The organism is Pseudodesulfovibrio aespoeensis Aspo-2 (assembly GCF_000176915.2).
Lineage (GTDB): Bacteria > Desulfobacterota > Desulfovibrionia > Desulfovibrionales > Desulfovibrionaceae > Pseudodesulfovibrio > Pseudodesulfovibrio aespoeensis.
In genome coordinates, this window is sequence record NC_014844.1 from 329325 (window position 1) to 341894 (window position 12570).

12 protein-coding genes are annotated in these 12570 nt (G+C 63.6%); 4 read left to right on the forward strand and 8 right to left on the reverse strand.

Annotation, left to right across the window (positions count from 1 at the left end):
- Positions 1–5: 5 nt before the first annotated feature.
- The 4 genes from hydG to DAES_RS01485 all read right to left on the reverse strand — a co-directional run bounded on the left by hydG (position 6) and on the right by DAES_RS01485 (position 3722).
- A complete protein-coding gene (gene hydG / locus DAES_RS01470) occupies positions 6–1430 on the reverse strand; it encodes a [FeFe] hydrogenase H-cluster radical SAM maturase HydG (protein WP_013513262.1) in 1425 nt (474 codons plus the stop codon).
- Positions 1431–1445: 15 nt separating this feature from the next.
- Complete coding sequence (locus DAES_RS01475) at positions 1446–1688, reverse strand: TM1266 family iron-only hydrogenase system putative regulator (RefSeq protein ID WP_013513263.1); 243 nt, start codon at positions 1686–1688, stop codon at positions 1446–1448.
- 422 nt (positions 1689–2110) lie between these two features.
- Positions 2111–2449 carry an iron hydrogenase small subunit gene (locus tag DAES_RS01480; protein ID WP_013513264.1) on the reverse strand — a complete coding sequence of 113 codons (339 nt, stop codon included), beginning with the start codon at positions 2447–2449 and terminating at the stop codon, positions 2111–2113.
- Positions 2450–2462: 13 nt separating this feature from the next.
- Positions 2463–3722: a [FeFe] hydrogenase, group A gene (locus DAES_RS01485; protein WP_236608447.1), complete on the reverse strand. Its 1260-nt coding sequence runs from the start codon at positions 3720–3722 to the stop codon at positions 2463–2465.
- A 1156-nt stretch (positions 3723–4878) separates the two neighbouring features.
- Here DAES_RS01485 and DAES_RS01490 point away from each other — a divergent pair.
- Together DAES_RS01490 and DAES_RS01495 are read left to right on the forward strand one after the other, a co-directional pair.
- Positions 4879–5751: an AraC family transcriptional regulator gene (locus tag DAES_RS01490; RefSeq protein ID WP_013513266.1), complete on the forward strand. Its 873-nt coding sequence runs from the start codon at positions 4879–4881 to the stop codon at positions 5749–5751.
- A 24-nt stretch (positions 5752–5775) separates the two neighbouring features.
- Positions 5776–6711: a DMT family transporter gene (locus DAES_RS01495; protein ID WP_013513267.1), complete on the forward strand. Its 936-nt coding sequence runs from the start codon at positions 5776–5778 to the stop codon at positions 6709–6711.
- A gap of 17 nt (positions 6712–6728) precedes the next feature.
- Here DAES_RS01495 and DAES_RS01500 read toward each other — a convergent pair whose 3' ends face one another.
- From DAES_RS01500 to DAES_RS01515, 4 genes are all read right to left on the reverse strand, one after another.
- Positions 6729–7640, reverse strand: coding sequence for a DMT family transporter (locus DAES_RS01500; RefSeq protein WP_013513268.1), 912 nt, complete (start codon positions 7638–7640; stop codon positions 6729–6731).
- A gap of 122 nt (positions 7641–7762) precedes the next feature.
- Positions 7763–8338 carry a WbuC family cupin fold metalloprotein gene (locus tag DAES_RS16790; protein WP_013513269.1) on the reverse strand — a complete coding sequence of 192 codons (576 nt, stop codon included), beginning with the start codon at positions 8336–8338 and terminating at the stop codon, positions 7763–7765.
- Positions 8339–8385: 47 nt separating this feature from the next.
- Complete coding sequence (locus DAES_RS01510) at positions 8386–9246, reverse strand: GNAT family N-acetyltransferase (protein ID WP_013513270.1); 861 nt, start codon at positions 9244–9246, stop codon at positions 8386–8388.
- A complete protein-coding gene (locus DAES_RS01515) occupies positions 9243–10040 on the reverse strand; it encodes a polysaccharide deacetylase family protein (RefSeq protein WP_013513271.1) in 798 nt (265 codons plus the stop codon). Before DAES_RS01515 ends, DAES_RS01510 begins: the two co-directional genes overlap by 4 nt.
- Positions 10041–10148: 108 nt before the next feature.
- Between DAES_RS01515 and DAES_RS01520 the strand changes: the two genes are divergently transcribed.
- Together DAES_RS01520 and DAES_RS01525 are read left to right on the forward strand one after the other, a co-directional pair.
- Entirely contained in the window at positions 10149–11258 is a 1110-nt protein-coding gene (locus tag DAES_RS01520; protein ID WP_013513272.1) for a radical SAM protein, read from the forward strand.
- A 131-nt stretch (positions 11259–11389) separates the two neighbouring features.
- Positions 11390–12556 (forward strand): glycosyltransferase family protein, encoded by a 1167-nt coding sequence (locus DAES_RS01525; protein WP_013513273.1) that lies wholly within the window; start codon positions 11390–11392, stop codon positions 12554–12556.
- Positions 12557–12570 lie beyond the last annotated feature (14 nt).

Here is a 12570-nt window from a genome sequence, read left to right on the forward strand (position 1 = left end):
CATGTCTACAGGTAGAGATCCCGTTCACCCGCTTCCATGCGTGCCATTCTGTCCGTGAGCAGGCTTTTGCGGTCCGGGTCGGGGTAGTTTTCGATCTCGCGCCGGATAAGGGCCTCGCCCACCTGCCTGGTTTCTTCGGATGCGTAGTCCTCCAAATATTCCTTGAAGGTCAGCAAGCCGTTTGGCAGACAGAACTTCTGGATGAATCCGGTCTTGGCCAGTTCCATGAAGTGCTCACCAGTGCGGCCCAGCCGGTAGCACGCCGTGCACCAGGACGGCACATAGCCGTGGTCTCCGACAATGGACCGGATTACCTCGTCCAGGCTGCGGCTGTCGCCGATGCAGAACTGCTGCACGTCGGGCCGGTCGTATTCCGGGTCGCTGTATGCGCCGGGGTAGGTGCGCGAGCCGCCCGAGAGCTGGGAGACGCCCACTTCCAGCAGTTCCTTGCGCATGGCCGCGGTTTCACGGGTGGTCAAGATCAGCCCAGTGTAGGGCACGGCCAGTCTGAGCACGGCGACGATCTTCTTGAATTCGTGATCCGTGGTCGGATACGGCGGGTTGAAGGCAATGTCCGAGTTCAGGGCGGGCTCCAGCCTGGGGAAGGAGATGGTGTGCGGTCCGACACCCCAGTCGAGTTCCAGTCTGCGGGCGTGGTGGAGCAGGCCGAGCACCTCGAAGATCGGATCGTAGAGGCCGAAGAGCGCGCCCATGCCCACGTCGTCGATGCCTGCCTCCTGGGCGCGGTGCATGGCGTGCAGCCGCCACAGGAAGTCGGTCTTGGGTCCGGCCACGTGCAGCTTTTCATACGTCGGGCGGTGGTAGGTTTCCTGGAAACACTGGTAGGTGCCGATGCCAACTTCATGGAGCTTGCGGAACCCTTCCACGTGCAGCGGCGCACAGTTGATGTTGACCCGGCGGATCTCGCCGCTTTTGGCCGAGGTGACGGCATACACGTCCCTGACGGTCTGGGCGATCCAGTCCGGGCCCAGGCGGGGATGCTCGCCGTAGACCAGGAGCAGCCGCTTGTGGCCCAAGTCCTCAAGAACCGTCACCTCCCTTCGGATCTCTTCGGACGTAAGGGTCCGCCGGTCCAGGTCGCTGTTTTTGGCGTTGAAACCGCAGTATCTGCACTGGTTGCCGCATTCGTTGGTGATGTAGAGCGGGGCAAAGACCACCAGCCGGTTGCCGTAGATGCCCTTCTTGATGGTTCTGGCCGTTTCGAAGATGGCTTCGTCCAGATCCCTGTCCCGGTTGCCGAGCAGCGCGGCGGCCTCGTCCGGGTCGAGTCCCTGCCGCTCCCCGGCCTTGGCCAGAATTTCACGAATCAGCCCCGGTGCCGGGTTATTCGCCTTTTCCATCTCGGTACGGATGACTTTCTCGTCGATGAAGTTTTCAAGCCCCTCACTCAGTGAACTGTCCTTTTTCATGATGCCGCTCCTTGTTTAGACCAGAAGAGATTTGACCTGGACCCCGTCAAGCATGCCGAGCTTGCCGGTCAGGGCGCCCACCTCGTCGGTGGTCGCCTCAATGATCAGATCGATGATGTTTATGCCCCTGTCCCGGAAGGGCAGCCCCATACGACCGACGATCATTTCCCCATGATCGCTCAGAATCGCATTGACCTTGGCGGCCGCCATGTTCCTGTCCTTGATGATGATGCCGATGATGCCGATTCGTTTCTGCATGCGCAAAACCCCGCTGTTCGTGGTTTCCTGCCGAAAAGGAGAGAGCCCGGAATAGCACTCCCGGGCTCTCTGCATGCTGGGAAGGGGTGGGAGCTTCTGGACGGTATCCTGCCAACGGTGAGGGCAGGGCCAGATGGCTCCACCCTGGGGTTCAGGCTAACCCTTCCCGCAGGCAGACGGTCTCCGGTCGGAGGTGTTCTGGGCAAAAGCACTACACACAAAAATAGTACGAATCAAGAAAAAGTTATACTAGGAGAATAAGTTTTTAAAAATAGTAATACGAATTTGTTTGCAATCCGGGAATGAAGACCACACTTGGCCGGTGGTCAGTATGGCTGCAAGCATCTGGTGAGTTGGGAGAAAAGATGGAATGTCGCCCTTGGATCAGAAGCATCCTCGCCGCAGGTGACATTTGTGAGGCGTTAGAAGTTCAGCTTGAAGCCCTTGCTCTTGAGGGCAGCCGCCTTGGCGCTGCGATCAATGTAGTGGGTGTGCAGCAGATGGTGGGACATGTGGCCACAGGGACCGTCATGCAGGAAGCCGTCCTTGTGGTCGTAGAGCTTTTTGATCATGGGGTTGTCCTGAGACTTCCGCAGCTTGTAGATCTTGGGGTTGGCGTCAGTGGCGTACACGGATTTCTGGCGCAGGCCCACGAAATCCATGACATCGGCCGCAGCCTCCTTGGCCAGGTTCAGTCCGAGCACGGCGTAGCCGGTCATGATGCCACACGTCTTGATAAAGGCACGTCTGTTCATCTTCATGTCTCATTCCTCCTTACGCGCCAACGGTGCGTGCCCGGAAGCGATTGTTGATGCGGGCGACGGTGCTCCTGAACAGGGATGCCCTTACCTCGGGATCAATGGGCTGCCCGCCGCCGTTCACGCAACCGCCGGGGCAGGTCATGATCTCGATGAAATGGTAGGGGGACTTGCCCGCCCGTACCTCGTCGCACAGCTTGGCTGCGTTCTTGAGCCCGCTGGCCACCGCCACCTTGACCGTGCCGAAGCCGGGAACCGCAACATCCGCAGTTTTGATGCCCTCGTGAGTGCGCACCACCAGGATGTTCGGATCGGCCAGCTTCTTGCCGGAGAGCACTTCGTAGGCAAGCCGAAGAGCTGCCTCCATGACGCCGCCGCTGTTGCCGAAGATGGTGGCCGCGCCCGTGGAGTCGCCCAGGATCGGATCGGGCTGCTGCGAGGGCAGGCTGTTGAAGTTGATGCCTGCGGTCTTGATCATGTAGGCCAGCTCGCGGGTGTTGATGGTGGCGTCGATGTCGCGGAATCCGCTGTCGGCCAGCTCCGGACGCAACCCTTCATACTTCTTGGCGACGCAGGGCATGATCGAGACCGTGTAGATATTCTTGGCCTCGGTGTGCGTCTCGTGCGCGCCGTAGGTCTTGGCCAAGGGGCCGAGCATCCCGATGGGCGATTTGCAGCTCGACAGGTTCGGCATGAGGTCCGGGTAGAAGGTCTCGGCGAATTTGACCCAACCAGGGCAGCAGGAGGTGAACTGCGGCAGGGGGCGGGCGTTTTTCTTGCCCTGCTCCTGCACGCGCTGGATCAGCTCGGTGCCTTCTTCCATGATGGTCACGTCAGCGGTGAACTCGTTGTCCCAGATGTAGTTGAAGCCGAGCTGGCGCAGGGCCGCGTGCATCTGTCCGCCCACATAAGTGCCGGTGGGGGCGCCAAAGCATTCGCCCAGACCGTAACGCACCGCAGGCGCGGGCATGGAGACCACGATGGTGTTGGGGTCCTTGAGTTTCTCAAAGATCTCATCCACGTAGGACACGCCCTCGTAGATGGCCCCGTAGGGACAATGAGTCAGACATTGACCGCAGTTGATGCAGGCCGCCGGATCGACCACGGCCCGAATGCCGTCGTCGTTTATGGGCTGAATCGCTCCGGTGGCGCAGACCGCCTCACATTCGCCGCACGCCTCGCACTTGGTGGCATCAACCTGGACAAAATAGATATTGTCCGGGTCGACCCCTTTGGGTGCGTTGGTCTGGTACATGACGCCTTCAATCAGTCTCATGGTGCCCTCCTTGTTGGGGTGGATCGAAGACAAGTCCGCCGGCACCACTGCCGGTGTGGACTTTGGTGTGCATCCTGACATCGGATACCCTCCTTTGCCGTCACCGCCCGATTCGGCAGCTTTGGCACAAAATTGAAAATAATAACACGATACGGCTATTATTTTAGAAATGGTAGTCATGTCAAGGCGTGATGATGCTCGGCTGGAATGAAATCAAGCGATGGCTTTGATCGCATGGACGAGAGGGGTTCTGACCCGGCATCCAGTTTGTTGATCAAGGGCAGTACACCATCTGGGCAACTTCGGTCAAAGAATCGCCCCGTTGCCTATTTGAGTAGCAATCGTGAATGGTTGTGCCGCCAGAGTGCCGTCTGGGTGAGTGTAAAACCGCTCTGGCCATTTTGGGACCCCCCCCTTGCTGAAGCCGGGTCAAAATGCTAGGTCATTCCCCATGCACAAAGGACACGCCGAAACAAAATAGACAAATAAAATCAAAGCATTGCCGCTCTGCCGAAAAGCGAGACGTTCCGAGTCTTCTCTTCGGCTGAAGGTTGTGGACTGGGGCTCTAGCATTTTGCAGACACGCGAAGTATTTTGGAAGCCAGCCCATACTCATGTTGACGTGGCTTAGTTTTCTTGCTATAAACTCTTCAAATATAAAGACTATTCTTTCTGAATGTGTGTGAAAAAATGTGTTGATTTTGTTCCAAAATCACCAGAAATCGTCTGCAATCACCGAGAATCACCAGAAGTAAGTCCCCGCCATGTTAGGATAACACGGCAGGGACTCGCTTCTCGAATACGCGGTGGGTCTTTTTGGAAAAGTTTTCCCCCGGACCCCCCTTTCAAAACTTGTTGGGGCTACGCCGCCTGGGAGGGCGAAGGGCAAGCAAGGGCTTGATGGCAGCGTAGGGGGCTGCCGTCAGCACGAGGCGGGCTTCTTTTTGTCCATACTTCCTGTAAAAGCTCTGCCTTTCCGCGCATCCACGCCCTCTCCGCCGCTCTCCGTCGCTCTGTTCCCCCAGTCTCGCCTTGCGGCGGAGCGCCACAAAGTTCTGGAAGGGGGGTCCAGGGGGGAAACCTCTTCCAAGAGGTTTCCCCCCTGGCCGCCGGAGGCACTTGCCATTGCCCTGGTCCGTGGGCATGCTGCGCCAGTATGACAGGCCAGACGATTGCTCACGGCGGACCGCCCCGCGAGTTCGCGACCATGACCTCCCTGCCGATTCTGGGCGGGGTGGAACTGTTGCATGCGCGGTATGTGACGCAGATTTTCTCGCGACATTTTCATGATGGGTACGCCGTGGGCTGCATTGAGCAGGGAGCCATGCGCTTTCGCTACCAGGGGCAGAATCTGGTGGCGTCGGGCGGGCAGGTCAATCTGGTGGTGCCGGGCGAGGCGCATGACGGCCACGGGGCCGCGCCGGACGGCTGGGCCTACCGCATGTTCTACCTGCGGCCCGAGACTCTGGCCGAGGTGGCGGGCGCGCTCATGACCCGGCCCGGACTGCCCGATTTCCGCATGGGGGTGATCGACGACCCGGTCCTGGCCGCGGCCATCAGCCGCACCCATCGGCTGCTCGAAAGCCCGGACACCTCGACCCTCGAAAAGGAAACCCGGCTCATGGCTATGCTGGCGGGCTGGATATCCCGCTGGGCCGAGGAACGGGGCAGGCTGGCCGGGCCGGGCCGGGAGCACCGGGCCGTGGCCCGCGCCCGCGAGATCATTCAGGCGGGCTACGGCGGCGATCTGTCCCTGGCCGGACTGGCCCGCGAGGCCGGGCTGTCGCCCTTTCATCTGGTGCGCGTCTTTGAGCGCGAGACAGGCGTCACACCGCACGCCTACCTGACCCAGGTCCGGGTTCAGCGCGCCAGACAGCGGCTGGCCGGAGCGGAACGCATCGCGGACATCGCGGTGGAGTGCGGGTTTGCGGATCAGGCGCACCTGACCCGGCTCTTCAAGCGCCAGACCGGCATGACCCCCGGCAACTTCCGCAAGAATCTTCAAAACAGCCCCCTGCGTCGAGGCTAGTGTCTCCCGGTCAAGGGAGGCTTCATGACTCGACCGTCTCTTTCACCATCTCTTTCTCCGTCCGGGGCGTCACGGGCAACCCCATCTCCGGCATCGGCCTACGCCTGCCTCGCCCTGGCCATGGTCATCGTGGGCAGTTCTGTGGTGGCGGGCAAAATCATGGTCGCCGAGCTGCCGGTTTTCCTGGCCTCGGCCCTGCGTTTCGTCCTGGCCCTGGCCATCCTGCTGCCTCTGCTGCGCATCCGCGAGGGCGGGCTGCCCCGGCTGTCGCGCCGCTCGTGGCTGCTGCTGGCGGGCCAGTCGCTGTGCGGTTCGTTCCTGTTCACGGTCTGCCTGCTTCATGGGCTCAAGCTGACCACCCCGGCCAGCGCCGGGATCATCACGGCCACCACGCCTGCCTGCATGGGATTGTTGGCCTGGGTGTTTCTCAGGGACCGGCCCACGCGGCGCACCGGGGCGGGCATGGTTCTGTCCGTGCTCGGCGTGCTGGCGGTCAACGCCATGGGCGGCGAGCCGGGCGGGATCGCGCCCGCGCCCCTGACCGGCAACCTGCTGGTGCTGTGCGCCGTGGGTTTTGAATCGCTCTTTCTGCTGGTGCGCAAGGGCGTGCCTGAGCCGCTCACGCCCCTGGCCGCGTCCACCATCATCTCTCTGTTTGGGCTGGTCTGGTTCCTGCCCATGGGCTGCGTGGAGCTGGCGGCCACGGACCTTGCCGCAGTGTCGCTCATTGGCTGGCTGTCCGTGGCCTATTACGGCGCGTTCGTCACGGTGCTGGCCTATGTCTTCTGGTTTGCGGGCATCACGCGGGTTTCGGCATCCACGGCAGGGGTGTTCACGGCGGTCATGCCGGTCTCGGCCCTGGTCCTGTCGGCCACCCTGCTGGGCGAGCCCGTGGGCTGGCCCCAGCTGGCCGGGTGCGTCTGCGTGCTCGGCGGGATCGTGCTGATTTCGAGACGATAGGGTGCGGCCCAGCCGGGTCAGGGCTTGAGCTGGCTGATGACCATGCCGACCAGCATCAAAGCGCAGCCGATCAGGGCGCGCACGGAGAGCAGCTCGCCGAGCAGCAGCCAGCCGCCCACGGCGGCGAACACGGCTTCGAGGCTCAGGATGATGGCCGCATGGGAGGGCTGGGCGTCGCGCTGGGCCACCACCTGGAGGGTGTAGGCCACGCCCACGGACATCAGCCCGCCATAGGCGATGGGCAGGGCCGCGCTGCGCAGGCCGACCAGGGTGATCTCCTCGGTGGCCACGGCCCCGATCAGGCTCAAGACGGCGCAGGCCGCGAACTGGACCGTGGAGAGCTTGATGGCGTCCACCGCATCCATGCCGGGCGAGAGTCTGCCGATGAGCAGCACATGCCCGGCCCAGAAGAGCGCGCCGATGAGGATGAGCAGGTCGCCAAAGGCGATGGACAGCCCGGAGGTGACCGAGAGCAGATACATGCCGACCACGGCCAGGGACGCGCCGAGCCAGGTGCCCCAGCCGGGGCGCTGGGCCAGGAGCAGGCCGAAGAGGGGCACGAAGACCACGTAGAGGCCGGTGATGAAGCCCGCCTTGCCTGCGGTGGACGCCTCGAAACCGAGGGCGGCCAGTTGCGGACCGGCCATCCCCACCTGCTGCAAGGTGGCCCCGATGAACAGGATGACGCCGAGCAGGGTGCCGCCCTTGGCGAGCCGGTTTCTGTCGGACCCGGCAAAGTCTGGCGCGCGCCGCTTCTCCATGCACAGGATGAGAGGCGCCAGGGCCAGCGCGCCCAGGGCGAAGCGGACCCCGTTGAAGGTCAGGGGGCCCACGTGGTCCATGCCCATGCGCTGGGCCACAAAGGCGAAGCCCCAGATGGCGGCGGTGAGGAAGAGCAGGATGTCTGCCCGGAGGATGCGGCTGTTCACGTGCGGTCTCCTTGGAAAAAGATCACACCATGTACAGCATTAGGGCACGGTGCCGCAAGCCCGGTGGGCCTGCCGGGTCGGGCGAAGGTTGCCGAAGTAGGACGCGGTTGGGTTTTGTGTCGCTAGTCTTGTGCCGCTTCGGCTTTTTTGGCCGCCTCGGCCTGGGCCGTGGCCCGTTCAGCCAGCCCCTTGAGCAGGGCCAGCAGGTACGGTTCGGCCTCGGCGCTGCCCTCGGCAGGGGCCCAGGTCGGGGTGTCCTTGTCCGAGTCGCGGTCGTAGGGGCCGTCCTTGACCTCGAAGATCAGGGTGTCGGCCTTGAGGGCCACATAGGTGTGAAAGACGTGCGGGGCCACGTCCACGCCGAAAATCTCGGTGCCGGGCTGGAGCAGGATGTGGCTGTCGATCGCGCCGTCCTCGGTGAAGCGGACAAAGAGCAGGGAGCCGGAGATGACCAGGATGGTCTCGCTCTTGGACGGGTGCAGGTGGCGGTGGGGAGTGACATAGGTGCCGGGCTGGAGCGCGTTGAACATGCGGTGCGTGCGCGCATCAAGGGACTTGTGCAGCCGCTGGAGCATGCGCTTGCGCGGGGTTTCCCTGGATTTGGCCAGCAGGTTGCCGACCATGGTCAGGGTCAGGGGTACGACATCGCTGTCCGGCGCGGCCACGGCAGTGGGGTAGTCTTTCGTGTCTTCACTCATGTCTGTGCATACCCTGCCGGGTGAGTTAGGGCAAGCCGGGGCGCGGTTCAGTCCAGCTTCAGGTCGAGCAGGGGGATCTCGGAGTAGGCGAGGTCCACGTTGCGCGGCTTGACCCGGGCGGTCTTGTAGAAGCGCGGCGAGGCGATGGTCTCCACCTCGGCCTCGGCCCCGTCGTTTTCCACAAAGCGGCGGTCTGCGGCCAGGACGCAGTCGCCGTCGGGCAGCAGTGCCTGGGCGATGTCCGGGGCGCGGTCGGTGAACAGGCCGGGATTGCTGCGGTAGAGCACGTCGTAATAGGTGGTGTCGTTGCCCTTTTTGGTGATGGAGAGGAGCAGCAGGCACTGGGTGCAGCGCGTGGAGACAAGCACCGGGGTGACGGCCAGCCCCTGGTGGTCCTTGAGCACCTTGACCTCGTCGGGATTGGCCTTGGCGATCATGGTGTCGGGTTCGCGGATGATCTCGAGGTTCTCGAACTCGTGTCCGGCCTTGCGCCAGAGCAGCCGCTCGGAGTCGAGCACCTGAAGGCCCAGGGTCTTGAAGAACTCCACGCGCTTGGGCGACAGCGAGATGACCGTGCAGGTGACATCGGGGTCGGCGGTGGCCATTTCGAGCATGGCCCGGCCCAGCCCCTGGCCCCGGTATTCCTGAAGGATATACCAGGAGGTGAAGTTGACGAACCGCTCGCGCCGGGTGCCGATGGTCCGGTACGAGCAGACATGGCCGTGAAAGCCCACGATCCTGCCGCCGTCCTCGGCCACGATGCCGATGTCCGGGCTGTCCGCGCACCAGGGCGCGGCAAAGAGCCGTCGCCACCGCTCCTGGGAAAAGTCGGGGTTCATGTGCGTGTGCAGCAGGGAGCAGATGGTGTCGATGTCCCGGATTTCGGCCCGGCGGAGTGTGGCTGTCATGTGGTCATTCCTCTCGATTGTGCGGCAGGCGGCCAGATGTCGGCGGGGCTCATCCAGATGGCACCAGGATGCGAGCGGGTGGCCGAGAGCAGGTCGTCCATGAAATTCCAGGCGTCTTCGTCCATCTCCAGATGATGGGTGAGCACGCCCGTTGGTTCGTCCGGGTCTGCATGGCCGGACCGTTTTTTCTTAAGGTGTTCCGTTGCGTTGGTCACGCACTTTTCGCGTCCGGCAAATCGGGCCGGGCCGTTTTTCCAGGTGAGCAGGTCGCAGTGGGCGTCGGCCCGGCGCAGTCCGGGCACCATGGGCGGTCCGTCGCCCCGGTGGCTGGCAGAAAGACCGCAAAACCCCAGCCCCGGCAGATGCGGCAGAAGCTCCGGGTCGATCCTGTTCCACGGCGGGACCACCGCCGGGACGAACCGCGGCCCCAGTAGCCCGCGCAGGACAGCCAGGCCAGCCCGCAGGTCTGCCAGCACCGTTTCCATCGGCCTGTGCGGTCCCAGCTCCCATGCCCCGTTGCCGGGCGGCGCGTGGTTGACGTGGGCGTAGCCGTGCTGGAGCGCGTACAGTCCGGGTGCGGCCAGCACATGGTCGCGCAGGGGGGTTCCGGCCCTGGCCGGGATCACGGCCAGCCCGCAGGCCACGCCGTGGTCCGCGCCCAGGCGCGTCAGCCGCGCAAGGGCCGGGCCGGGCGCGCCCGCGTCGTCGTCACGCCACCACAGCGCGGCCACGGTCCCGGCGAGGGACCATGCGTCCAGCTCTTCGAGCAACGGGGCGAACGGGTCGGTGGTCATGGCTTCCTCGGGTGACCGCCCTTGTAGCAGAGGACTCGCCCGGACCGCAAGCCGTACCCTGGTCTTTTCCCTTGATCCGTGTCAGGAAGGCCGGTAAGGAGTCAGCCCATGTGCGAACCGGCGAGCAACCTCATCTGGAACATGACGCGAAAGTGCAACTTTCGCTGTGAATACTGCTATTTCCCCCACGACAACACCCCGGTCACCCAGACCCTGCCCGTGGACAGGGTACGGGCCTTTCTCGATGCCACGGGCCGGGAGTGGACCGTGGGCATGACCGGGGGCGAGCCGTTCATCTACCCCGGCTTCGTTGATATCTGCGCCGCCCTGACCGAAGGCCACCGGATCGGCGTGGACACCAATCTGTCCGTGTCCTCAAAGGTGCGCGAGTTCGCCCGGCGCATCGACCCGGCCAGGGTGCAGGACCTTTATGTGGCCCTGCACATCCAGGAGCGCGAGCGCGTGCGCGGCGTGGCCGCCTTCATCGACAACGCCCGCCTGCTGATCGACTCCGGGTTCAAGGTCATCGTCAACTATGTGGTCCACCCGGACCTGGAGGAGCGGTTCAAGGCCGACTGCGACTTCTTCGCCACCCACGGCATAATCATCACCCCGCGTCCCTTCCGGGGCGAGCACGGGGGACGGCGCTACCCCGAGGCCTATGGCGACCGGGCGCACGCCATCTTTGCCGATCACCCGGAGCAGGGGCGCAAGATCGCCTTCAATTTTCAGGGCGTGCCGTGCTATGCCGGGCGCACGCTCCTGCGCATGGACGAGGACGGCACGGTCTACCGCTGCCCTGGCGACAAGACCGTGCTCGGCAACGTGCTGGGCAAGGTCTGCCTGCTTGAGGGCGCGCAGCCCTGCGTCAAGCCCCGATGTCCGTGCCGGGGGCTGGACCATGTGGTCCTGGACCCGGCCCGGCGCAGGCTGGTGGAGGGCGTGCAATACGCCGTGGTGGGCGATCTCGACGCCTCGTCCGCTGCCTTTGCCAAGGCCATGGAGGATGCGCCGGGCCACCCTTGCGCCGAGAACAACCTGGGCGTGCTCGCCTGGCGGCGAGGCGACCGGACCGGGGCGGCGCGCCGCTTCGAGGCCGCGCTGGCGGCCAGGCCCGACAAGGCGGCCTACGGCGCGAATCTCGACGGGGCGCGCGCCGGGGCCGGAGACTTCGACCCTGAAATCTGCCTGGACGTGAACCCTCCCCCGGTCAAGTAAATGGTGGCAGTGGGAGCCAAACTCGGGTATGAAGTCCGGGTCGGCACTTCTGGACAGGAGTCCGGCAACCCCGTATTGAGCGGGGACATTGGTATGCACGCTGACCGGCGCAGGGAATTGCCCGAACGGATATGGAATCGAATTCGTATAACATCCTGATGTACTCCCACGACACCTACGGTCTGGGACACATCCGTCGCACCATGGCCATCGCGCGCAACCTCGTGCGGCCTGGCGTCAACATCCTCATCGTCACCGGGTCGCCCATCGTCGGTCGCTATACCATGCCCAAGGGCGTGGACTTCGTGCGCATGCCCGGCATGATCAAGAAGAGCAACACCGTCTACGTCCCCCATTCCATCAAGGTCGATCCCAAGATCGCCATCGCCATCCGCAAGAACATCATCCTGTCCACGGCCAAGGCCTTCAAGCCTGATCTGTTCATCGTGGACAAGGTGCCCGCCGGCCTCAAGGGCGAGGTGCTGCCCACCCTCAAGTGGATCAAGGGCCGCCTGCCTTGCACCCGCGTGGTGCTCGGCCTGCGCGATATCCTGGACGATGCCGCGTCTACCAGGGCCGAGTGGGAAAAGAAGAAATATTTCGAAATCCTGCGCGATCTCTACTCCGAGATCTGGGTCTACGGCGAAAAGGAACTCTACGACCCCATCAAAGAGTACGCCTTTCCCGAAGACATCGCGGCCAAGACCGTGTTCACCGGCTACATCCCGCGCAAGGTGCCGGGGGCGCGCAAGCTCAAGCGCAAGCACAAGCAGGTGGTGGTCACCATCGGCGGCGGCGGCGACGGGTATGTGGTCCTCGACAACTACCTCAAGATGCTCGAAACCAACGGCGTGGTGGATTTCAAGACATTGATGATCACCGGTCCGTTCCTGCCGCCTGCCAAGCTCGACGAACTGGCCGACCGCGCCCGGGCCGTCAAGGTCCAGATCAAACCGTTCTTCAAGAACATCGAGAAACGCATGGCCAACGCCGACCTCGTGGTCACCATGGGCGGCTACAACACCCTGTGCGAAATCCTCTCCCTCAAAAAGCCCGCCCTGGTCATCCCGCGCGACAAGCCGCGCCAGGAGCAGCTCCTGCGCGCCCAGGTCTTCCAGGGCCGCGGCCTGTGCGATTTCATCCGCTGGGGCGATGTCACGCCCGAGCTGCTGCGCCAGAAGGTCAGCGCCCTGCTCGACGATCCCGGCACCTGCGTGGCCGATCTCGAGGAATTCTGCATGACCGGCCTTGAGGTCATGTGCCAGCGCCTTGCCCACTTCAGAGAGAACTGCCCGTGACCCACACCCAGAGA

Excerpts from the sequence above, each read along its gene's own strand:
- DAES_RS01510 (WP_013513270.1), bottom strand. The coding sequence starts at position 9,246 with ATGACAGCCACACTCCGCCGGGCCGAAATCCGGGACATCGACACCATC.
- DAES_RS01480 (WP_013513264.1), bottom strand. The coding sequence starts at position 2,449 with ATGAAGATGAACAGACGTGCCTTTATCAAGACGTGTGGCATCATGACC.
- hydG (WP_013513262.1), bottom strand. The coding sequence starts at position 1,430 with ATGAAAAAGGACAGTTCACTGAGTGAGGGGCTTGAAAACTTCATCGAC.
- DAES_RS01520 (WP_013513272.1), top strand. The coding sequence starts at position 10,149 with ATGTGCGAACCGGCGAGCAACCTCATCTGGAACATGACGCGAAAGTGC.
- DAES_RS16790 (WP_013513269.1), bottom strand. The coding sequence starts at position 8,338 with ATGAGTGAAGACACGAAAGACTACCCCACTGCCGTGGCCGCGCCGGAC.
- DAES_RS01475 (WP_013513263.1), bottom strand. The coding sequence starts at position 1,688 with ATGCAGAAACGAATCGGCATCATCGGCATCATCATCAAGGACAGGAAC.
- DAES_RS01525 (WP_013513273.1), top strand. The coding sequence starts at position 11,390 with ATGGAATCGAATTCGTATAACATCCTGATGTACTCCCACGACACCTAC.
- DAES_RS01515 (WP_013513271.1), bottom strand. The coding sequence starts at position 10,040 with ATGACCACCGACCCGTTCGCCCCGTTGCTCGAAGAGCTGGACGCATGG.
- DAES_RS01485 (WP_236608447.1), bottom strand. The coding sequence starts at position 3,722 with ATGAGACTGATTGAAGGCGTCATGTACCAGACCAACGCACCCAAAGGG.
- DAES_RS01495 (WP_013513267.1), top strand. The coding sequence starts at position 5,776 with ATGACTCGACCGTCTCTTTCACCATCTCTTTCTCCGTCCGGGGCGTCA.
- DAES_RS01490 (WP_013513266.1), top strand. The coding sequence starts at position 4,879 with ATGACAGGCCAGACGATTGCTCACGGCGGACCGCCCCGCGAGTTCGCG.